This is a genomic window from Arthrobacter sp. CC3, from assembly GCF_039907775.1.
GTDB lineage: Bacteria > Actinomycetota > Actinomycetes > Actinomycetales > Micrococcaceae > Arthrobacter.
Map to the genome: position 1 here is coordinate 183,688 of NZ_JARCCY010000002.1, position 21,868 is coordinate 205,555.

Annotated in this window: 18 protein-coding genes; 3 read left to right on the forward strand and 15 right to left on the reverse strand. The window is 68.0% G+C overall.

The features are described 5' to 3' along the window. Positions 1 to 91: 91 nt before the first annotated feature. The 11 genes from PV761_RS00830 to nirB form a co-directional block, all read right to left on the reverse strand. Complete coding sequence (locus PV761_RS00830) at positions 92 to 970, reverse strand: FAD-dependent oxidoreductase (protein WP_347893591.1); 879 nt, start codon at positions 968 to 970, stop codon at positions 92 to 94. A 213-nt stretch (positions 971 to 1,183) separates the two neighbouring features. Then, the gene (locus PV761_RS00835; protein WP_347893593.1) at positions 1,184 to 2,590 is read right to left on the reverse strand and encodes a patatin-like phospholipase family protein; all 1,407 of its coding nucleotides are present in this window, start codon (positions 2,588 to 2,590) and stop codon (positions 1,184 to 1,186) included. Then, complete coding sequence (locus PV761_RS00840; protein WP_347893595.1) at positions 2,587 to 3,087, reverse strand: hypothetical protein; 501 nt, start codon at positions 3,085 to 3,087, stop codon at positions 2,587 to 2,589. Before PV761_RS00840 ends, PV761_RS00835 begins: the two co-directional genes overlap by 4 nt. Then, positions 3,084 to 3,566, reverse strand: a complete 483-nt coding sequence (locus tag PV761_RS00845) for a hypothetical protein (RefSeq protein WP_347893597.1) — start codon at positions 3,564 to 3,566, stop codon at positions 3,084 to 3,086. Before PV761_RS00845 ends, PV761_RS00840 begins: the two co-directional genes overlap by 4 nt. After that, positions 3,563 to 4,552, reverse strand: a complete 990-nt coding sequence (locus PV761_RS00850; protein ID WP_347893599.1) for an acetoacetate decarboxylase family protein — start codon at positions 4,550 to 4,552, stop codon at positions 3,563 to 3,565. The genes PV761_RS00845 and PV761_RS00850 overlap by 4 nt, the downstream gene beginning before the upstream one ends. After that, positions 4,549 to 5,613: an alpha/beta fold hydrolase gene (locus PV761_RS00855; RefSeq protein ID WP_051629065.1), complete on the reverse strand. Its 1,065-nt coding sequence runs from the start codon at positions 5,611 to 5,613 to the stop codon at positions 4,549 to 4,551. Before PV761_RS00855 ends, PV761_RS00850 begins: the two co-directional genes overlap by 4 nt. Beyond that, positions 5,610 to 7,694, reverse strand: coding sequence for a hypothetical protein (locus tag PV761_RS00860; protein WP_347893601.1), 2,085 nt, complete (start codon positions 7,692 to 7,694; stop codon positions 5,610 to 5,612). The genes PV761_RS00855 and PV761_RS00860 overlap by 4 nt, the downstream gene beginning before the upstream one ends. A 13-nt stretch (positions 7,695 to 7,707) precedes the next feature. Beyond that, positions 7,708 to 10,404, reverse strand: a complete 2,697-nt coding sequence (locus PV761_RS00865; protein WP_347893603.1) for a GMC family oxidoreductase — start codon at positions 10,402 to 10,404, stop codon at positions 7,708 to 7,710. 177 nt (positions 10,405 to 10,581) lie between these two features. Further along, a complete protein-coding gene (locus PV761_RS00870; protein WP_028272502.1) occupies positions 10,582 to 11,736 on the reverse strand; it encodes a uroporphyrinogen-III synthase in 1,155 nt (384 codons plus the stop codon). A gap of 19 nt (positions 11,737 to 11,755) precedes the next feature. Further along, positions 11,756 to 12,790 (reverse strand): uroporphyrinogen-III C-methyltransferase, encoded by a 1,035-nt coding sequence (cobA, locus tag PV761_RS00875; RefSeq protein ID WP_347893605.1) that lies wholly within the window; start codon positions 12,788 to 12,790, stop codon positions 11,756 to 11,758. A 2-nt stretch (positions 12,791 to 12,792) separates the two neighbouring features. Then, a complete protein-coding gene (nirB, locus tag PV761_RS00880) occupies positions 12,793 to 15,432 on the reverse strand; it encodes a nitrite reductase large subunit NirB (protein ID WP_347893607.1) in 2,640 nt (879 codons plus the stop codon). A gap of 293 nt (positions 15,433 to 15,725) precedes the next feature. On the opposite strand from nirB, the gene nirD reads away from it, so the two are divergent. Beyond that, the gene (gene nirD, locus PV761_RS00885) at positions 15,726 to 16,091 is read left to right on the forward strand and encodes a nitrite reductase small subunit NirD (RefSeq protein WP_028272505.1); all 366 of its coding nucleotides are present in this window, start codon (positions 15,726 to 15,728) and stop codon (positions 16,089 to 16,091) included. A 43-nt stretch (positions 16,092 to 16,134) separates the two neighbouring features. Here nirD and PV761_RS00890 read toward each other — a convergent pair whose 3' ends face one another. Next, positions 16,135 to 17,874, reverse strand: coding sequence for a phospho-sugar mutase (locus tag PV761_RS00890; protein ID WP_347893610.1), 1,740 nt, complete (start codon positions 17,872 to 17,874; stop codon positions 16,135 to 16,137). A gap of 103 nt (positions 17,875 to 17,977) precedes the next feature. Here PV761_RS00890 and PV761_RS00895 point away from each other — a divergent pair, with 103 nt between their 5' ends. Next, complete coding sequence (locus tag PV761_RS00895; RefSeq protein ID WP_347893852.1) at positions 17,978 to 18,460, forward strand: Rrf2 family transcriptional regulator; 483 nt, start codon at positions 17,978 to 17,980, stop codon at positions 18,458 to 18,460. On the opposite strand, the gene PV761_RS00900 is transcribed toward PV761_RS00895, so the two are convergent. Further along, positions 18,461 to 19,279 carry a purine-nucleoside phosphorylase gene (locus tag PV761_RS00900; protein WP_028272508.1) on the reverse strand — a complete coding sequence of 273 codons (819 nt, stop codon included), beginning with the start codon at positions 19,277 to 19,279 and terminating at the stop codon, positions 18,461 to 18,463. Positions 19,280 to 19,374: 95 nt separating this feature from the next. Here PV761_RS00900 and PV761_RS00905 point away from each other — a divergent pair, with 95 nt between their 5' ends. Beyond that, the gene (locus tag PV761_RS00905; protein WP_347893612.1) at positions 19,375 to 20,790 is read left to right on the forward strand and encodes an NAD(P)H-quinone dehydrogenase; all 1,416 of its coding nucleotides are present in this window, start codon (positions 19,375 to 19,377) and stop codon (positions 20,788 to 20,790) included. A 20-nt stretch (positions 20,791 to 20,810) separates the two neighbouring features. Here PV761_RS00905 and PV761_RS00910 read toward each other — a convergent pair whose 3' ends face one another. Together PV761_RS00910 and PV761_RS00915 are read right to left on the reverse strand one after the other, a co-directional pair. Further along, positions 20,811 to 21,452, reverse strand: coding sequence for a hypothetical protein (locus tag PV761_RS00910; protein WP_347893614.1), 642 nt, complete (start codon positions 21,450 to 21,452; stop codon positions 20,811 to 20,813). A 104-nt stretch (positions 21,453 to 21,556) separates the two neighbouring features. Then, positions 21,557 to 21,826 (reverse strand): hypothetical protein, encoded by a 270-nt coding sequence (locus tag PV761_RS00915; protein ID WP_347893616.1) that lies wholly within the window; start codon positions 21,824 to 21,826, stop codon positions 21,557 to 21,559. Positions 21,827 to 21,868: the final 42 nt, after the last annotated feature.

Here is a 21,868-nt window from a genome sequence, read left to right on the forward strand (position 1 = left end):
GTGATCCTTCCTGGTGGGCCTGCCGGGCCTCGTGGGCAGCAGGCGCCGTTTTCTTCGTGGCTTCTCAGGTGACCATCTTGCCACAACGACGCTAGGCGGCAGCCTGCACAGGCGCCTGCAGAGTTGCCTGCATGAGCTGGGCTGCGCACGCCCCCGCCGCGGAGCCTGAGGCCACCAGGAGACCCAGCCGGACGCCGTCGTACGAGGCGGCGTCGCCGATGGCCCAGATTCCCGGGACGGAGGTCCGGAAGTCCTGGCCGATCACGATTCCGCCGTTCGCAGCCGTCTCCAGGCCGGCACTGGCCGCCAGGCCGTCCCGAGCCACCCGCTCCTCGGCCAGGACCACCAGGTCGCCGTTCATGCTGCTGCCGTCGTCGAACACAATCCCGGCGGCCGGGAGCACGGAACCGGCGAGCGTCGGAACCACGGCGGCCGGCCGGAGCGTGGTGCGGACGGGCCTCACCCCGCGGGCGCGCAGCACCGCTTCGGCCTGGCCCGCCTCCGGGCCGGTTCCCACCAGGATCCCCAGCGGCCGCCGGCCGAGGACGCGGGTGACTTCCTTGACGGCGTCGCCGATGCGGGCGGCGTCGTCGATGGTGGAGTAGCTGAGGCAGCGGCCGGCGCCGTCCACGGGAGACAATGCCGGGGCGGAGCCGGTGGCAATCACCAGCTGGTCGTAGCTGAATTCCATGCCGTCAGAGGTGGTCACCACACGGTTGGCCGCATCGATGAAGCTGGCCGGCTGGCCGAAGCGGATCGAGACCTGGGGGAGCGCCGCCAGTTCCAGGAGCTCGGACGGGGCGTCGTCGCGGTTGCTGAGTACGGTGATGCTGCCTGCGAAGCGGGACCCGTCCAGCTTGCCCACCAGGGCACGGGCAGCAGGTCCGGCTCCGGCGATGACCACGCGCTGAACAGGCGGTGACGCCTGGAACGAGGCGGAGGAGGGGATGGACGGTGCCGAGGCGGACATGTGAAGGCCCTTTCGCTGGTGAGGCCTTCGTTTGGCCCCGGTTGGTGATGAAACCCAGCGTAGGCTTCAGGTTTTTCGAGGGTGTTTCCCGGTTGTTGCCGGAATGTCCCTGCCCGTTCCACGGTGTTTACCAGCCGGCAACAAACGTGTACTTTCGTTGTGTCCTGCCTCACAGTCAGCCCCCTTCCGGCCCTTGCCGCCTGCGGGGAGCGCTTAGCCATACCGGCGGAAAGCCTCGCGAAGCCCCCGGGCTGCAATGGTTGCGAGGACGCCGGCCCTGCCTCCGGGGCCGTGGACGCCGGCCGGTTCCACGGAAGCGATCAGGGCCGCCGCATCGGCCAGCCCCATGGTGACCGGCACATCCAGCAGTGAACCCACTGTCAGGCGGGCGTTCCTGGTGTCGTCCCAGGCGTCCGGGCCGGGATCGTCGTGGAAGACCCGGGCAAGGGACAGGCGGTGCCAGGCGCCGCCCGCACGAACGGAAGCCCGGTAGGTCACCGAGTCGCCGCGGACGTCCACCCGTCCGCCGGCGAGGAAGATCCGTGGACCGAACGGTGCGTAGTCGAGGAACCCTGTGAGCCGGGCCGCTGCGCCTGAACCGTCGAGCGGCAGCGCCACCGTGACCGTCAGGCGCACTTCCTCACCGGCCGGGCCGTCGCCGCCGCCTGCCCAACCGCCGTCGTCGCCGCCGCCGTCCCCGCCGTCCCTGCCGACAAACCGCTCGGTAAAGCGGATGCCTGCAGGAGGTTCCACCATCGCAGTGCAGGAAGCATCCTTCGGCAGGCCCTCGGCGGTCATGTCCTTGAGGTAGCTGCGGGCATCCCGGTACCCCATGCCGATCAAGGTGTCCGCGTCGATCCGGTTCAGGTAGAACTCCGGATCCAGCGGGAGGGGATTCTCCGGCCTGACAACGTGGAGGATGAAGTCCCTGCCGGCAGCCTTCGCGGCCTCGAAGTCGGCCAGGAGGGCGCCCATGGCGCTCATTTCGATCATATGGACGTACTGTTCCAGCGGGCCGTCGCCCCAGTAGCCGGTGTTGCCGATGCACCAGACAAGCCACACCTCGTCCGCCCCGCGACGGAGGGCTTCGGCCACGTTGGCGTCGCGGACCCAGACCGCGTCAGTCCAGATCTTCCCGTCGCGCCGCAGCGGCGTGAGGAAAATGGGCAAGGACATTCCGGCTGCCATCAGTCCGGCATCGATGTCCCGCGCGTCGATGGCATGGCAGAGCTTTCCGGTAAATTCCACCACGTTGAAGGTGCCTTCGACGGCGCCCGGCAGGGCTGCCCGGCGCCTGATCTCGCCGTCGTCGATCCCGAGGGCCGGAAACACCTTGCCGAGCAGGCCGTCCGCGTCGCCGATGGCGGGCAGCGACCACGGCCCCTTCGCGTAGTCGCCGAGCGGAAGTGCCGAGCCGAAGTCCTTGACGTTCACGCCGGACCAGTTCCGGCACATGTCCTCCGCAGGCACCCCGGACAGCAGCATGCCGGCTGTCAGGATGCCGCCGGATGTCCCGTCAATGTGGTCGAAGTGCAGGCCTTCTTCAGCGAGCGCGCGGACCACGCCGGCCTGCCAGGCCACCCGCATCCCGCCGCCGGCCAGTACCAGCGAGCGTTTCACGGTCGTGTCCCCGGTCCGGTTCCCAAGCCGCTTCCAGGGCCCGTTCCGGACACGCGGGGACCGCTTTCCCAGTAAATCCGGCGAAGGTAGATCAGGCAGATCGCCGCCGTCGCAAGGTCGAAGACCGCCACCGCCAGCGCCACCGGCGCAAAAACACCGTTGATGACCCCGATCGCGACGGCGGCGCAGGCCCCCGCCTTCTGCACGCCGGACCACAGCAGCACCTCGGCCGCGGGCCGGGGGCGCAGCAGCGTGTGCAGCAGGAGTCCGCCCACCACCACCATGAACATGCCCACGGTGCCGAACAACTGGCGCGCCGCCGTCGTCGGCTCCGCCCCCAGCAGCTCAAGGACGGCGCCGCCGAACGGTATCTGGACAGCACCGGAAAAGACGGTGACGACGGCGATTGCTGCCAGGACGGCGCGCAGCGGATCCGCCGCGATCCAGGCGCCGACGCCGGGAACAGCCGCCCCGGACGGGCGGACAATGCCGCTCATGCGAATGCCTCCCACAGCCGGCCCCGGTCCACCAGCAGCCAGACGATGGCCAGCCAGGTGAGTGTGGAGACGTAGAAGCGGATGTCGTTGAGCAGCATCCACCGGCGCAGCAGGGAACGCAGTTCGGCGTCGTTGGCGAAGTCCCCGCCGCGGATCCTGATATTGACGGGAATGATCATGGCCTGGCCCACCACCGTGAGGACGATGATGCCCAGCAGGCAAAGGACCGCGGGGACAATCCGGACCGTGCCCCACTCCGTCCAGACCAGGATGATGCCGGCGATGAACATCGGCGGCACCACCACGGTGAAGAACTTGGTGGCCTGGCGGGTGGGGATGCCGAAGTGCATGTCCACATTGCCGCGGTCCAGGGACTCCCACGTGGGGTAGAGGAAGAACTTCAGGACCCACATGGTGCCCACGTACATGGTGGCGCCGAACAGGAAGTACAACGCGTTCAGCAGCAGCAGCCAGTTCACGGCGCATCTCCGGTGCCGGAGCTGGCGCCGGCGCCGGCGCGGCCGGACGTGCCCTGGGACGTGCGTCCCCGGTCCGGCGCGGGCAGCCATTCCTGGCCCTGTCCCAGGCCGACGACGGACTCCAGCGGGTCGCCGCCGGGGATCCGGGCGGCCTCCTCGGCGGTTGGTGCGGTCAGGAACCACGCCTCGTAGTGGTCGTCCAGCACTCCGCGGGCTTCGGGAAGATAGGCGGTGAACACGGGTTTTTCCGCCGGCTGGAGGGTTTTGAGGACGGCAACGCCCGGCGCGTCACCCAGCACCAGCCGGGCCTTGGCGGCGCCTCCCAGTGCGATGTCCCCGGTGGCTTCGAAGTAGATGTCGGACTTCATCAGCATTCCGCGGAAGGCGCAGTAGTTGGAGGCGGCCAGCTTCAGCGGGATGCCCATTGGCCCGGGGCGTTCAATTTCGACGAAGCAGCCCAGCCTGCCGGCGTCGTCATACTGCGCGGAAACGGTTGAATCGGTGACCACGAAGTCCAGGCTGGCCCGGTGCTTGGGCATGCCCCAGATGCCTTTGCCGCCCTTGACCGAGATTTCGGTGCTGACAGGTAGGTCCACCACGTACTGGCCGAGCCCGAACGTCTTCTGGAATACCAGCGGCAGGAGCGGGGGCGCCGGCCGGGAACCGTGCGTGACGGCGATCGCCAAGGAGTATTCAATGTATTGGCCGATGTCCGTCGATTTGTAGTTCACCACGGTGACCACCAGCAGCCCCTTCCCGCCGAGGCTGAACGGCCGGAGCTCCGTGCCGGGCAGGACGGCCGCGGCGGCGCGCTTGTTGATGGGGAACGCCGCCATCAACACCGGGGAATCGTCCGAATTGACGGGCATGGAGTATTTGATGCCGTCCACGGTGGCATGATGTCCGCGCAGGCGCTCCTGGCGGTGCGGCACCGGGGAAGGCGCCAGCCGCAGCAGGGATGCAGCCAGTCCGATGAGTCTGTTCATCTGTTCAGCTCCTTGAGGATGACGGGATAGGTGTCCGCCCAGGCGCGGACTCCAAAGAAGACGTCCAGGTGCCCGTAGCCGGACAGCAGGTGCAGTGAGTCCTTGCCGGGACGGTGGCCTTGAAAGAAGCTGAAAGTCCGCTCCTGGCTTTCGGGCAGGAAGCAGCGGTTGTTGCGCCCGGCCAGGAAGGAGAACCTGGCGTCCGTCTGCGGCGCGTCGGCCAGGAAATTCGCGGGCAGTTCCGGGTGGTTTCCGGCGGCCACCATGCGCCTGGCCAGTACGCTGCGGCCCATCTCGGACAGGAAGGTGAACGGCACTTCCGCGAACTCGCCGCTGATCCAGTTGTGGGTGGCCTCATCCAGGTTCTCGTGTGACCAGAGCGCGGGCCGGCCGCTGCCGTACGTGAAGCTGACCAGCCGGCACACCAGGTTGTTGCATTCATGGTGGGTGGCCTTGACCATGGACCGGAGGATCCGGGAGAGGTACCCGTTGGACTTGTAGCCCCATGCCGGCGACAGGTACGGAGTGAACGGTTTCAGCAGCTCGGCCAGGTACGTGATCTTGACGATCGACCACAGCGGGATCACCGGGTGCAGGGATACGGCGTTGGAGACCACCGTGTCCACCCGGGGGAGGAGCCCGGCCACGGCCGCCATGGTGAAGGACACCGAGCCCTGGCAGTGGATGACCGCCTTCAGCGTTTCGGCACCGGTCGCGCCCAGGACATAGTCGACGGCGGCAGGGTGGTCGTACACCGCGGCGTCGCCCAGGGTCCACGAGAGGGGTTCAAAGTCGATCGAGGCCCGCCAGTTCAGCAGCCAGACGTCCCAGCCGTCTTCCAGCAGGGCGTCCACCAGGGTGCGCGGCAGCGGCGGCCGGAAGAGCTCGGCCCGGACTCCGGCCCCGTGGACCAGCAGCACCGGCCCCTTCTCGGGCGCTCCGGCGTCAGGAGGCACGGCGGAGGTGATGTGCACCAGGGTCAGCGGCGTTCCGTCGCCGGCCGGAAAGGGGATGACTTCCGTGACGTGGTCCGCCCGGGTGATGGTGCGCGGGTTGTTCATGGCGGGAATCCCTCCCTGGCGATGGTGATCGGCGGTTCGAAAAGCCGCAGCGGCGGCAGCCCGCCGGCCGGGACCGGGCGGAGGCCGCCGTCGTCGTTCCTTTCCACATCCCAGTCCCGGCAGATCCGGTCCACTGCCACCGGATAGACCGTCAGGTTGCCGTCCGGGGCGATCCGGATCCGCAGGAAGCCCTTGTGGTCTTCGATGGCCTGCCCGGACATGGCCCACGAGGCCACTTCGCCGCTTCCCGTGCTCAGGATGAAGAAGGCGAACGCTTCGCTGCCGGCCGCGTAGCCGGTGGCAAACGTGAAAGTGAGCACCAGTCCAAGGGTCAGGAACGGCGGCAACCCGGCCGGCCAGGGAAGGAGGAGGACGACGGCGATCCCCGCCCCGAGCGCCGACAGTTGCCAGAGCGCGCCCCGGGCAACAGTGAACCCGGCGCCGTTTTCCCGCGGATCCCGGTTGAGTCCGAGCGCGGTGCCGAGGGTGGCCAGCAGCAGAAGCAACAGCAAAGGCACGCCGAGGAACGTCAGTGCCAGCAGCATGGCGTTGCCTGTTTTCAGGGTGGCGAGGCTGTCAGGGAAAGAGAGTCCGCGGAAAGTGCTGAACACGGTCCAGAGGGTCAGTGCCGCCAGCATGTGGGCGACACCGAGCGCCGAGCCGAACCCCGGATTACGCACCGGAAGCCAGAACGGTGAGAGCGGATTGGCGAGGCGTCCGCGGAACTGACGGGACTCCGCCCGTCCCGGGAATGTCCCCGGAGCCAGGACGAAACGGCGGCCCCGGGCAGGCTGGTGGTCCGCCGGCATGTGGTCCGCCGGTGTGTGGGCAGACTGCTGGTCCGCCGGTGTGTGGTCCGCCGGTGCGGGTGCCGGCCGGTGTCCGGGAAGCGTGAGCTCCGGGGGCAGCCACCCGGCGTCCGCCAGGAAGGCGCCGCCCATCCCGCAGGTGATGAGCTGGGTCCGGCCCGGGTCGGCCCCGGTCCGGTTGTCGGCGGTTGAGTCAGCGTCCCCTGGCAGTTCCCCTGGCAGTTCCTCGTAGCGCGAATAGTGGTGCAGGTCCCCGGTGAGCCACAGCCGGACGGAGGCGCCGGTTTCCTCGAAGATCCCGGCGCGGCGGTTGAATCGCCGCCGAAGGTAGTCCTGCTCGAAGAAATGCACCTGCCGGAAGGCGTTGGCGTTTTCCGTTTCCCGCACCCAGTAGGGGGCCGCAACGCAGAGGATGACGGCGTCGCCCGGCAGAAGCCTGGTGGTCACCGTGTTGTAGAAGTAGTCGAGCTGCGGTTCGTCGATGTATTGGCCCAGCTGGCTGTCCAGCCCCACGAGCCACCAGCCGGGAGCGTCGTCCCCGCCGGTGAGGCGGAGGGCAAAGTAGCTTCGCGTCTGGATTGTCCGCCAGCCGCCGATGTTCCGTTGCCGGGTGAACAGCCGGATGAAGGAGGTCAGGCCGTCGTACCAGTCATGGTTGCCGGGGAGGGCCAGCAGCACCCCGGCGCGGCCGGGGGAGCGGCCGCCGGGAAGCGCCGTCCGGTAGGGACCCACCATGCGGTCCTCGTACGCGGCGGGCGATGCCACCGGATACACCTCGTCGCCGCCCAGCACCAGCACCTTCCCGCGGCGAAGCTCCTGCCCGTCCACCTGCAGCGACGCTTCCGCCAGCAGCGACGCCACCGTGTAGGTGGGGTCGAAGCCGTCGCCCAGGTCAGCCGTGAAATCCAGCCACAGGTCTTCGGCCCCGGAAGACCGTTCCGTCCCAGCGCTGCCAGCCTCCGCGGTATTAGCCTCCGCCGGGCTAGCCGCCGCACGGGCATTACCAGCACGGGCATTACCAGCACCGGGCAGGCCAAGGCCGCGGACCACCGGCTGCGCGGGCTGGCCCGCGACAGGCAGCCGTTCCAGGTCCAGCTCGTAACGGGGAAAGCCGCCCTCCAGTTCGCGTTTGTCACCGAAATCGGCGAAGACGGACGCGAGGACAACCCGCACGGCGGTCCTGCCCAGCTGGGCCGGTGCCAGCCAGCGCACAGCGTCCCGCGGAGTGAAGCCAAGTCCGTTGCTGTGCTGCGCCAGCTCAGCCCGCTTCATGCCGCGCCGCCCTTCATTGCCGGCCGGTGACCTTGCCGGTGACTCTGCCGGAGTACACCTGCCACAGCTCACCCAGGAACACCTTCCCGAACGCCGCAAGGGCGCTCGCAGGCGACGGGCCCGCCGCCCGGAAAGTGGTCAGTTGCCGGGCGAAGTCCCACGGCCGGATGTAAAGCACTCCGGCCCCCGCCACGGCAGCAGCGGACGCGGCGGCGGCACCGGCGGCAGCAGTGGCAGCGGCGGTGGCAGCGGCGGTGGCTGTGTCCGGCGGCGGGAGGTGCCCGCGGAGGACGGTGACGTACAGCGTGGTGGTGTCAGCCCAGGCGTCGAAGCCTGCGTCGTTGCGGACGTCCTTGTGGCCCACGAAGGTGAGCGGGGTGCCGCCGGGATCCCGCAGCCAGAGACGGTAGAGCATCTTCCGTCCGGCCGCATCAGGACCGCCGTCCTTGACGAAGAGATTGAACCAGCCGCGTTCCACCGGAAGGCGGCCGCCGAACTGGTCCGCCAGGACGTAGCCTTCCGCGGTGGCCGGATGGAGCGGATCACGGACAAACGCGTCAATATCCGGGGCCGTGATGGTGAGCTCGAACATCATCCGGCGGCTCCGGTCACGGCCCAGGCCGCGGCCCTTCTCGGGGTCCGACACGCCGGCGCTGAACCACCCGTGCATCTGTTCGGTGAAGCTGACCGACGTCGGCCCTGTTTCGGCCAGCTCCGTTTCCTCTTCGATTTCGGCCTCCTGCAACGCCTCGCTTTCGGAAAGCACTCCGGCATCGCTGGGCCCGGGGCCGGCGCCGGGCAGCCCCAGCGAACGGCTGCGGGTACGCGGGACCAGCGTCCTTTCCTCCCGGGGTGCCTTCGCACCTTTGGTGGCGTCCGGCACCAGGGCGCGCGGCGGCCCGCCGTCGTAAGTTCCGGCGTCGAACGGCCCGCCGTCGTAACGCCCGCCCTCGAACGGCTCGTTGGAAGCGCCAGGCCGGACACCGGCGTCATCCAGGCCGCCCCGCTGCCCGGCGCCGCCGGTTCCCTGCAGGATCCGGTGGCAGGCCCGTTCGGCAAAGGCGGCGATGGTCAGGGCGGGGTTGGCTCCCACCGGCCCTGGCATCGCGGCGCCGTCCACCACATGGAGCCCGGGGTAGCCAAACACCTCACCGTACGCGTCGCACACGCCATCGCTGCTGTTCCGGCCGGCCGGGGCACCGCCGAGCGGATGCACGGTGATGACGCGTTTGCTCCACCACAGCGGGTTCTGCTTGAAGCTGCCGCCCAGCTCGCTGGCGATCGCCTGCATGGTGGCCTGCATCCGGCCGAAGTACGCGGCTGAGGTGGCCAGGGTCCAGTTGATGGCCAGCCGGCCGCCCTGCAGGGTCATGACGCCGTCCGGGATGTCCCGCCCCATGCCGAGCAGGGGAACCGACGACGCCGAGAGCCGGCCGTCTCCCAGGGCGGCGGCCAGATCGGCGGAGATGTTGGATCGCTGGGCCTGGAAGAGCCGGTCCTTGAGGAGCTGCACCATCACTTTGCCGGCGCGCTTGGCCACCTGGCGGAACTGTCCCGTTTCCAGGAGCCAGTTCATGAACGAGGGGTACCCGGCGTCTTCGATGTAATAGCCACGGCCGTCACCGCCGTCGGTGGAATCGGGCGTGCGGATGGCCGTGGTGATTACCGGCCCGATGCTGCCCGAAAGGGTGCGTGTGACGCCGTCGGGGTCCTGGGCATCCAGGACGAAGCCCAGCAGGTCGCCGTTTCCGCTGAACCGTGTACCCAGTGCCGGGCTCAGCGCAGGCAGCGACGCGCGGTTGCGCAGCAGCAGGAACGTGGTGCCGAAGGTGCCGGCGGCCAGGATGAGCCGGCGGCAGAGGATCACCTGTTCCTCCAGGAGCCCGGGCCGGGCGTCGGCAGGATCGTGGACGACGTAGCGGACCTCATAGCCGCCGGCCGGAAGGGGTCGGATGCCGCGGACGTCGTGGTGGGTCCGGATGTCCGCTCCGGCAGCCTTGGCCGCGGACAGGTAGTTGTGGTCCAGGGTGTTCTTGGCGCCGGTGTTGCAGCCGATGTCGCATTCCCCGGACAGGGTGCAGGTGGTGCGCACGGTCCCGTCGCCGTGGACGCTTCCGTACGGTGCGGGCGCCAGCACCCGGTTCCTGGCGGGAGCCTCTCCGGGGGACGCGGCAAACGTGACGGCGATGGGCGGCCGGGTGATGCTGAGTCCGAGCGCGCGGGCGGCCGTTTCCATGGCCAGGGTCTTCGGCGTGTCCTGATAGGGGTAGGGCACGGGCCGGAGCATGGCCTCGGCGGCCTCGTAATAGGGGTCGAGGTCCTGCCTGCTGAACGGCCAGCTTTCGTAGCCTCCGCCGGGCACGGGGGATTCCTGGACGAACCACTTTTCGTCCTTGCGCAGCAGCACGTTCGCATAGATGAGTGAGCCGCCGCCCAGTCCGCTGGAGACGATTCCTTCGAGGCCGCGGAAAGTCCAGGCGTCAAAAAGCCCGTAGAGGCCCTTGTCCGGATCCCAGAAATTCCGGCCCATCTCGGACGGCGTCCTGGCGAAACTCCCGGGCGGATAGGCCTTGCCCCGTTCCATCAGGACCACCGACTGGCCGCCGGCCGCCAAACGGTAGGCCGCTACCGATCCGCCAAAGCCGGAACCCACCACCACAGCGTCCACTGACTCCGCGGGATCGTCGTCGCCCTGCACCACCGGTTCCACGCAATTCCCCTCGGAAGAGCTGAATCGCCGAACGCCCCGGCAGCCGGGCACCCAAGGAGTGCCCAAGCGGCCACGGGGCGGTCAGACGCAAACCATAGCGACATGTTCCCACCGCGGACCGGGTCTGTCCACGGACGGGAAAGTGCGGAGCCTTGCGGGGACGTCCGGCAGGAACCGCTAGACCCGGATCCGGTACCCGCGCTTAACCACGGTTTCGACCATCCGGCCGTCCGGCAGGGAGGAACGCAGCCGGCTGACAGTCATGTCCAGGGCGTGCACGGAGCCACGCAGTTCGAGCAGGTCGGAGAGCGATTCGCGGGACAGGACCGCGCCCTCGGCACCGAGCAGCGCCCGCAGGAGCAGGAGCGGTGCCGGTGCCATTTCAACAGCCTCCCCGTCGATCCGGAGCGACCGTCCGCGGAGCTCCACGTTGCCGGACCGGGTGTCCAGGCGGCGCACATGGTTCAGGGCAAGGTGTTCGCAGACCAGCCGGATCAGGGCACCCATCCGGAAGCGTTCCGGAACCAGCGGCGTGATCCCGGCGTCGATCAGCGGCTGCGCGGTGATGGGGCCTACCACCGCGGTGGTGACCGTGGTTTTCAGGGCGTCGACGAGCTGCTTGTAGAGGCCCATCTCGTGGGCTGTGCTCCACATGGCGTCGACGGCGGGCGCACTGGTGAACGTCAGCACGTCCAGGTTGCCGCTGCAGACGGCCTCGATCAGGCGCGGAAGTTTGTCCTCGCCGTCGGGCTTGACCCAGCGGTAGGGGGTGACGGTCAGGACGGTGGCGCCGGACATCCTGAGGCGCTCAAGCTGGCGGACGTCCGTGTAGCCGTGCAGCTGGACGGCCACCGTCTTGCCGCGGACGCCTTCCTTCAGCAGCATGTCCACCAGGGTGGCCGTGGTTTCGTCGCTGCTGATCCCGACGTCGGCAAGCCCCGCCGCCCGGACGGCGCCGCGGGCTTTGGGCCCGCGGACGAACATCCGGCAGGCCGCGAGGGTCTCCAGCAGTTCGTCGCCGATGCCGGACGCGTCCGCCGCCTCGCACCAGCGGCGCATGCCGTAGGCGGTGGTGGCGATGCAGAGGTCGGGTTTGGCGGCAATGATGGCCCGGGTGTCGTCGATAAGCCGCATGTCCTCCTGCACCGGTGCGATCTTGAGCGCGGGTGCGTGCAGCACCTCGGCTCCGCGCCGCTCCAGGGCCTCGATCAGGTCCTGGGAACGCCGGTGCGACGTCACGCCGATCCGGAATCCCTCCAGGGGCGAATCGGGGCCGTCGGCAGCAGGGGAGTCCTGCGGGCCGGGGCCGGAAGCGGGGGCAATAGAGTTCATGGCGCTCATGGGTTTTCTTTCACGATTCCATCAGTGACGCTGCGAGGCGGTCGAGATCAGCCGCCGCCTCGGCGTGCCCGCGGTTGGCTTCAGCCACCCGCACCACCTCGCCGATGACCAGCACAGCCGGGTTGGTGCAATCGGCGGCCGCTGTAACAATCGTACCGAGCTGGGCGATCGTGGTGCGCTGGCCGGGGCGGTAGCCGCGTTCGACGACGGCCATCGGCATGTCTGCCTTCATGCCGGCGCGGCGGAGGCCGGCGGCCAGCTGGTGCAGCGTTCCGATGCCCATGAGGACCACGATGGTCCCGCCCAGGCCGGCAAGGTGCGTGAGCTCCTTCTCAGTCAGCGGTGCGTGGCCGGACACCACGGTGAACATGTGGCTGACCTCGCGGTGGGTGACCGGGATGCCGGCCGCCGCCGGAACGGAGATGGCGCTGGTGACGCCGGAAACGACCTTCACCGGAACGCCGGCCGCCACACAGGCGGCAACTTCCTCGCCGCCGCGGCCGAAGACGTAGGGGTCCCCGCCCTTGAGGCGGACCACGTTGTTTCCGGCCAGGGCGCTCTGCACCATGAGCTTTTCAATGTCGCCCTGGCTCACTTTGTGGTGGCCGGGCTGCTTGCCCACATCCACCAGCTCGGCCGAGGTCAGGAAGGGCAGCTCCTGGTAGGGGGCCAGCCGGTCGTAGAACACGACGTCGGCATCGCGCAGCGCCTTGACAGCAGCAACGGTCAGCAGCTCGCCGACGCCGGGGCCGCCGCCCACCAGGGTCACATGCCCTACTGCTCCCGCAGCCGGTTCCACGGCCACGGGGATGCCGGTGGCGCGGCAACGGTCCAGCAGCGCGTCCCAGCCGGGCTGGCCGTCGTCGACGGCAGCCACGAGGAACGGACGTTCGGGCAGCGGCCCGTCGTGGCTCGCACCCTGCGGTGTGCTGAGGCGGGAGACGACGGCGCCGGCAGCCTGGTAGCGGCGGACTGCCTGCCGGGCGGCGTGGTCGGATCCGGTGACCAGGACTTCACGGCCTGTGAGATCAATGCTGAGCTGCATGCCTATACCTCGTTCTTGTCGAGTTCCGGAGTGGAGGGACGCATCGGGATGGTGGCCCCGATGAGGACTTTCCCCTTCTCTTCTGCCGTTGCCGGGCGCATCTGGCCGCGCTCGTCGGAGACAAAGGTGATGGAGTCGTCCTTCTGGTCCGGGGCGTTGACGAAGGAACGGAACCGGCGCAGGCGCTCGGGATCCTTCAGGGTGTCAGCCCATTCGTCGATGTAGGTGTCGACATGCTTTTCCATGGCGGCTTCGAGGTCTGCGGCGATTCCCAGGGTGTCCTTGACCACCACATCCTCGACGTGCTTGATGCCGCCGTCGAGCTCTTCCTGCCAGCGCGCGGTGCGCTGCAGACGGTCGGCGGTGCGGATGTAGTACATGAAGTACCGGTCGATGTACTTGATCAGGGTCTCGTCGTCGAGGTCCTTGGCCAGCAGCTGGGCGTGGGCGGGGGTGGCACCGCCGTTGCCGCCGACGTACAGGTTCCAGCCGTCGGCCGTGGCGATCACGCCGACGTCCTTGCCGCGGGCCTCGGCGCATTCGCGGGCACACCCGGAGACGCCCATCTTGAGCTTGTGCGGGCTGCGGAGGCCGCGGTACCGGAGCTCGAGCTGGATGGCCATGGCCACCGAGTCCTGGACGCCGAAGCGGCACCAGGTGGAACCGACGCAGGACTTCACCGTGCGCAGGCTCTTGCCGTAGGCCTGGCCGGATTCGAAGCCGGCGTCCACCAGTTCCTTCCAGATTTCCGGCAGCTCCTCCAGCCGGGCGCCGAACATGTCGATGCGCTGGCCGCCGGTGATCTTCGTGTACAGGTTGTACTTCTCGGCCACGGCGGCGATCACGCCGAGCTTCTTCGGGGTGATCTCGCCGCCGGCGATGCGGGGGACCACCGAGTAGGTGCCGTCCTTCTGCATGTTGGCGAGGGCGCGGTCGTTGGTGTCCTGCAGCGTTCCGCGGCCGGCGTCCAGGACGTAGGCGCTGTTCTGGCTGGCCAGGATGTTGGCGATAGTCGGCTTGCAGATGTCGCAGCCGGCGCCGGTGCCGTACTTGGCCATGATCTCTTCGAAGGAGGTCAGTTCCAGGACCCGGATGGCGTCGAACAGTTCCTGCCGGGAGAGCTCGATGTGCTCGCAGAGTGCCTTGGAGACCTCGACGCCGGACTTGGTGAGTTCGGTTTCCAGCAGTTTCTTGAGCATCGGCACGCAGGAACCGCAACTGGTTCCGGCGCGGGTGCAGCCCTTCAGCTCGCCGAGTTCCTGGACGGGTGCATTCCCGTCGCAGGCGCCGCAGCCGTTGACAGTGTCGCGGATGGTCCCGGCAGTCACGTTGTTGCAGGAACACAGGATGGCGTCGTCCGGCAGTTCCGTCTCCGGGGCCTCGCCGCCGCCGGCAGCGCTGAGGAACGCGCCCGGCTCGGCGGGAAGTTCGCGGCCCAGGAGCGGGCGGAGGCTCATGTACGGTGAGGCGTCGCCCACGAAGATGCCGCCCAGGAGGGTCTTGGCATCGTCCGTGGTGACGATCTTCTGGTAGACGCCGCGGGCGGGGTCGGCGTAGACGATCTCCAGCGCGTGTTCCGTGCGGGCGAAGGCGTCGCCGAAGCTGGCAACGTCCACGCCGGAGAGCTTGAGCTTGGTGGCGGTGTCGAAGCCGGGGAAAGTTGCGTCGCCGCCGTGCAGCCGGTCCGCGACGATTTCGGCCATGGTGTTGGCCGGGGCCACGAGGCCCAGGCACATGCCGCCGAAGTTGGCGACCTCGCCGATGGCCCAGATGCCGGGAACCTGGGTTTCGCAGCCGTCGGTGATGACGACGCCGCCGCGCTGGCCGAGATCGAACAGCTGCTCCTCGCCTTCAGCGGCGCGGAAGAGTTCATCGCGCGGCTTGACGCCGATGGCCACGACGACGATATCGGCGGGGATGATGCGGCCGTCCGCCATCAGCACTCCGGTAACCTGGCCGTCTTCGGAAAGTACTTCGGAGGGGAACACGCCGCCGTGGACGGTGAAGCCCTTGGCTTCGATGAGGCGGCCGAGCGCCTGGCCCGCGCCTTCGTCGAGCTGGGTGTTCATGAGCCACGGGGCGCCGTTGATCACAACGGGGGTTGCGCCGAGCTGTTCAGTGCCTGCAGCCGATTCGAGGCCGAGGAGGCCGCCGCCGATGGTGACTGCGTTGATCTTGCGGCCGAGCTTCTCGGTGAGTTCGGAGATCGCCTTGTTGATGGCCCACACGTCCTCGAGGGTGCGGTAGACGTGCACGTGCTCCGCGCCGGGGATCGGCAGGCGGGCGGCGTCCGAACCGGTAGCCACCACCAGTTCGTCGAATTCGTAGGTGTTGCCGGCTGCCGTCTCAACGGACTTGGCGGCGTGGTTGATCTTGACGACGCGTTCGCCGGTCTTCAGGGCCAGGGCATCGTGGTCCCACATGGAAGCGGCGCCGAGGGTGAGGTCCACGTCGCTGTCGGTGAGCGCCTTGCTGAGGGCCACACGGTCGTAGGGGAGGTGGGCTTCCTCGGTGAGGACCGTGACATGCCAGCCTTCGAGGCCGCGGGCATGCATGGCGTCCGCAAAACGGTGGGCCGCGGGGCCGCCGCCGGCGACGACGATGCGGCGCGGAGTCTCGGTGCTTGAAGTCTGTTCGGTCACTGTGGGCCTTTCGCATGGGGCGCAGCGGTGATCTGCGACCATCTCAATCGAGGTGTCCATCCAGACTAGGTACGCGCAGTTTCGCTTCAGTTTCCCTTATGTTTCGTGAACTTAACTTCTGCATCACGAATGGATTTCCGGGCAGGTGAGTTGCCTTTTACGTGCCGGACACATTGACTGCACGCCGCCGAAACACCGCAGCCCTAGCTTTGAGATGTGGCCGCGTTGGCGGTCCGGGCCCGGCTGCCGTTCCAAGGAGCGCCGGGCGGCACGCGATGCGAGAGGGGTCGGAAATGACCGCAGTACTTGAACTTGAAGACCAGAGCACCGGCGTTGCGACGGGCTGGAACCGCGTCTGCGCCGTGGAGGAACTGGAACTGGCCTGGGGCGAGGCTGCATTGATCGCCGGCCGCCAGGTGGCATTGTTCCGCACGGCGCCCGCAGAGGTCTTCGCCGTGGCCCAGGAGGATCCCGCTACAGGCGCCCATGTGATGGCACGCGGCATCGTGGGCTCACGCGGAACGCGCCAGACCATTGCGTCACCGCTGCACAAAGAGGTCTATGACCTGGAGACCGGCGAGTGCTTCGGCACCGCAGAGCTCCGCCTCCCCACGTTCCGCACCCGTGTGGTGGACGGCTACGTCGAGGTTGAGCTCTAACTAGGGCCCAACCCGAGCACCACCCGAGCCCCCAGGGCTCTAACTAGAGTCCCAGGGCTTCCCGAACATCTCCCAGAACGCCGTCGAGGGCTGCCCGTGCCGCCTGCCGCGCCTCGGGCAGTTCCGCAGCTGAACCCGCGCTCCGGATAACTTCGAGGTAGCACTTCAGTTTCGGCTCGGTGCCGCTGGGCCGGATGATCACCCGGCTGAGGTCCTTGGTGAGATAGAGCAGGCCGTCCGTCGGCGGCAGGTTTTCGCTGCCGTCGGCCAGGTCCTTGAACGTTTCGACGGCGGATCCGCCGAAGGATTCCGGCGGGCTCACCCGGAGCCGGTTCATCATGGCGTCCAGCAGGCCCAGGTCCGCGACACGGATGCTGAGCTGGTCGCTGGCGTGCAGCCCGTGCACCAGGTACAGCTCGTCGAGGGTATCGAAAATAGTCTTGCCGTCCGCCTTGGCCGCGGCAGCAAGTTCCGCGATAAGCACTGCGGCGGAGATGCCGTCCTTGTCCCGGACCAGTTCCGGGGCCACGCAGTAACCCAGCGCTTCCTCGTAGCCGTAGAGCAGGCCCGGAACGCGCGAAATCCACTTGAAGCCGGTCAGGGTCTCTTCGTGGGCGTACCCGGCGGCGACGGCAATCCGTGCCAGCAGGCGCGAGGAAACGATTGAATTAGCGAAGACACCGTGTGCTGCAGTTTCGCCGCCGGCGAGCCTGGCCGCGATGTGTGCCCCCAGCAGCGCGCCCACTTCGTCCCCCCGAAGCATGCGCCACGCACCCGTGTCCGGGTCCTTGGCGGCGACGGCTGCGCGGTCGGCGTCGGGGTCGTTGGCCAGCACGATGTCGGCGTCCACGCGGGCTGCCGTTTCCAGGGCCAGGTCAAGGGCGCCGGGTTCCTCCGGGTTGGGGAAGTTCACCGTGGGGAAGTCCGGGTCCGGCAAGGCCTGCTCCGATACCAGCGTGACGTCGTCGAATCCTGCCGCCTGCAGAACGGCAACGGCCGTGTCGCCGCCCACGCCGTGCATGGGGGTCAGGACGATCTTCAGGTCCCTGGCCGGGAACTGCGCGGGCAGGGCCAGGGCGGCCACCGCTGCCTCGTAGTCTGCGGTGATGGATGGGTCCAGCACAGTCCAGCCCGCCGGGGCGAGCGTGATGGAGTCCAGAGCGCCCACCCGATCGATTTCCGCGGCGATCAGGGCGTCGGAGGGTGCCACGATCTGCGCCCCGCGCCCGCTTTCCTCCACTGCGTGCCGGCCGAGGTACACCTTGTAGCCGTTGTCCTGCGGCGGGTTGTGGCTGGCTGTCACCATCACGCCGCCGTCGCAATCCAGGGCCCGGACGGCGTAGGCAAGCAGCGGCGTCGGCAGCGCCTGCGGCATCAGGAACGTCTCGATTCCCGCAGCCGTGAACACTGCGGCGGTCTCCTCCGCGAAAATGTCGGAGTTGTAGCGGGCGTCATAACCGACGACGGCGCGGGGCCGGGTGCCCGGCGAGGCTTCCGCGACGGCGGTGGTCAGGAACGCAGCGAAGCCGGCGGCCGCGCGCCGGACAACGACGCGGTTCATGCGGTTAGGGCCGGGGCCAAGTTCAGCGCGGAGGCCTGCGGTGCCGAACTGCAGCGTTCCGCTGAAGCTGTCCTCAAGCTCCTGGCGGGCCGCGGGAACGCCGTCCGAGGATAGCTGGACGAGTTCTGTCAAAGCGGCGGCAGTGGCGGGATCCGGGTCCTGGGCGGCCCAGTCACGGGCGGCGCTCAAAAGCTGCGGAAATTCGGCATCGGAAGACGTCATAGGAACAAAGCTATCGCCTAACGACCCGGATGCGATGCCCGGCATGCGCAACCCGGAACCTTGACAGTAAATTTTCCGGACACGTAATGTCTGAAAAGTGAAGATGGGGCAGGGGGTTGAGTGGTCGCTGCACTGCTGCGTCAACATGTCCTGGACCCCTGCGGGGGAGGCCGTAAACAGTGCCAGGCTGGCGGAGCTGTACCAGTTGCCCGCGGCGTACTTGAACAAGCAGCTTCAGGCGCTGGTCCGTGCCGGCATCCTGTCCTCCGTATCCGGGCCCCGCGGCGGTTTCCACCTGGCCCAGCCCGCAGAAAAGATCACCGTGCTGGACGTCGTCCTGGCCATTGAAGGTCCGGAACCGGCGTTTCGCTGCGAATCCATCCTCGCGAACGCACCCGGCGCAGAGCCCGGCGAGGACTACCTGCGCAGTTGCCTCGTGTCGCAGACCATGCGGCAGGCCGAGCTTGTGTGGCGCCAGACGCTGTCCCGGCAGACCATCGCCGGCATTGCCGCCTCGGTTGAGCGGAAATTTCCCGGCTCCCGGAAGGACGTACTCCGCCGGCTGATGCCCGCCAGGAAGCAGTAGTCAGAGCTTGGCGATGATTTCCGCGAGCAGTTTGGAGATGCGCGGGCCGGCAGCCTGCCCGGCTTCCAGCACTTCCTGGTGGCTCAGCGGCACCGGACTGATTCCGGCGGCGAGGTTGGTTACCAGCGAGATGCCGAAGACCTCCATGCCTGCGTGCCGGGCGGCGATGGCTTCGAGCGCTGTTGACATGCCCACCAGGTCGGCACCGATCCGCTTGGCGTACTGCACTTCCGCCGGAGTCTCGTAGTGCGGTCCGGTGAATTGCGCATAGATGCCTTCGTCGAGGGAAGGGTCCACTTCGCGGGCCAGTCCGCGGATCCTTGCAGAGTAGAGATCTGTCAGGTCAACGAAGGTTGCGCCTTCCAGCGGGGACGTGGCGGTGAGGTTTATGTGATCTTTGATGAGCACGGGGGTGCCGGGAGCCCAGTCCTCGTTGAGGCCGCCGCAGCCGTTCGTTACCACCAGGACCTTGCAGCCGGCCGCCGCGGCGGTCCGTACTCCGTGCACGACGGCGCGGACGCCCTTGCCTTCGTAGTAGTGCGTCCGGGCGCCGAGCACCAGGGCGCGCTTGCCTTCCCGGGTGAGGACGGAGCGGATGGTGCCTACGTGGCCTTCCACCGCCGGCGCATGGAAGCCGGGCACTTCGTCCGCGGACAGGGTGGCTGTGGTTTCACCGATCAGGTCCGCGGCGTCGCCCCACCCGGAGCCGAGCACCAGTGCGACGTCGTGGCTGTCCACGCCCGTCTCCTCGGCGATATAGTCCGCGGCCGCGCGGGCGGCGTCAAAAGGGTCCGTGTTCAGGAATTCTGTATTACTCACTGGTACAAGTTATCGTGCCGGCGGAGCCCTGCCCAGCAGTGGCGCAGGTCCCTTTTATTGGTGTGCGGCGCCGCATGGGTAGAGAATGGATCTTTGTGACTACGCATCCGGATTTCAGCTCACCTCGAATCGCAATACTCGGCGGAGGGCCCGGCGGCTATGAAGCCGCCATGGTGGCCGCCTCACTGGGGGCGCAAGTCACCATCGTTGAGCGGGCGGGCCTCGGCGGCTCGGCGGTGCTTACCGACGTCGTGCCTTCCAAAACCCTGATCGCGACGGCAGACCTGATGACCCGCGTCGGTGAGGCGGGGGAGCTGGGAGTGAAGTTCGACGTCGACGGCGGCGATTTCGCCCCGGTGATGAGGGCGGACCTCAAGCACATCAACGACCGGCTGCTCAACCTTGCGCGGAAGCAGTCCGAGGACATCCGGGCAGGGCTGGAACACCAGGGCGTGCGCATCCTCATCGGCTCCGGCCGGCTGCTGGACAGCCACACCATCGAGGTCCTCACTGCTGACGGCACCGAGACGGTGGAAGCGGACACCATCCTGCTCGCGGTGGGCGCCCACCCGCGCGAACTTCCCACCGCCCGGCCGGACGGCGAGCGGATCCTGAACTGGGCGCAGATCTATGACATGGACGAGCTCCCCGAGGAACTCATCGTGGTGGGCTCCGGCGTTACCGGCGCGGAGTTCGCGTCCGCCTACAACGGCCTGGGCTCCAAGGTCACCCTGATTTCCAGCCGCGACCGTGTGCTGCCGGGCTCGGACACCGACGCCGCAGAGGTCTTGGAAGGCGTTTTTGAACGCCGCGGCGTAAAGGTGCTCTCCCGCTCCCGCGCGGAAACGGTGGAGCGGACGGACGACGGCGTGGTGGTCACCCTGGGTGACGGCTCCAAGGTCACCGGCAGCCACTGCCTGGTCTGCGTGGGCTCCATCCCGAACACGGCAGGCATCGGCCTCGAGGAAGCCGGCGTGGCCCTCAACGAAGCCGGACACATCAAGGTGGACGGCGTCTCCCGCACCACAGCACCGAACATCTACGCGGCCGGCGACTGCACCGGCGTCCTGGCCCTCGCCTCCGTCGCTGCCATGCAGGGACGCATCGCCGTGGCCCACTTCATGGGCGACAGCGTCACCCCGCTGAAGCTGCACCAGGTGGCCTCCAACATCTTCACATCGCCGGAGATCGCGTCAGTCGGCGTGTCCGAGGCAGAGATCGACTCCGGCAAATACCAGGGCGACGTGATCAAGCTGTCGCTGCGCAGCAATGCCCGCGCCAAGATGCGCAACCACCGCGACGGCTTCATCAAGATCTTCGCCCGCAAGGGTTCCGGCACCGTGATCGGCGGCGTGGTGGTCGGCCCGAACGCGTCCGAGCTGATCTTCGCGATTTCCCTCGCGGTGACGCAGAAGCTGCACGTCGACGACGTCGCCAGCACCTTTACGGTGTACCCGTCACTCAGTGGTTCCATCTCGGAAGCGGCACGCCGCCTGCACGTACACATGTAACGTCCGGTGATTGACCCTGCCTAGGCAGGCGCGGCCCGGATGGTTTCCGTGGAACCTGCGGGACGGGAAATCCGGGCTGCGGCCAGGTACGCCAGCCCGGTAATCAGCGGGATCACGCTGATGGCTGAGAGGGACACTATTCCAGCGAGGCTTCCCAGGGCCGAGAAGGCTATGGGTCCGAGGCCGAGGGCCAGGAGCAGCCAGCCCGCAGCGGCTGTTCGTTTCAAGCCCAGGACTGCTGACGGTAGGGCGAGCACCAGAATTGCGACGGCGCGGACCGGGCCGTTGGCGTTCTCGAAGGCGCGCCACGATGCCGAATCCACGGCGAACCACATCCCTGCCACCACCATCAACGCGGTCAGCACGGCCAGCGCCGGTGCAGCCCACTCGGGACGAAGCCAGGCAAACACGGCCAACGTGGCCAGCGGAACAGCCCAGGAGAGGACGATCGCGATGCCTTCGGTGCCGCCGGGATCGGTCAGGGCGTAACCGCTGATGAACAGGCCGGCGAGGACCGTAAACGCGGCCATGATGGCTGTTGCCGTCCAGATCAGTGCTCTTGCCTGGGCGGAGCGGTCCAGCTTCCGCAGGGTGACGATGCCCATCACGGCGGCAACCACGATGAGTGCGGCCGCGGCGAGGAAGATCGTGACGGCGAACATGGCAACCCTCCCTTGGATCCACGGGCTCTAGCTTCCATGACACCCCTTGCCCCTTGTGGAGGGCAAGGGGTCCAAAGTCCCTCCGAAACCTCGTGCGGGCGTCCCTAGCGGATGACAGCGAGAATGATCTTGAGGGCGTCCTCCGGCATGGTGCCAGGAACGTTGCCCAAAGAAGCCTTGTACATATGGCTGCCGGTGCAGACCTGGGCTTCATAGACACCAGCCTTTTCCGTGGCGGTCCAAGCGGACCACCCCCGTTCGCGGGCGAGGGCCTCGATGTGTGTCACCCCGGGAGTCAACGCACTGTACGTACAGCTGGCGGTCAGCAACGCCTGGATCTCGTCGGCCTCTGATAGTTCGGCAAAAGTCAGCACGGCAAACGGTCTGGTTTCGTCACCGGCTGCTTCAGAATAGGC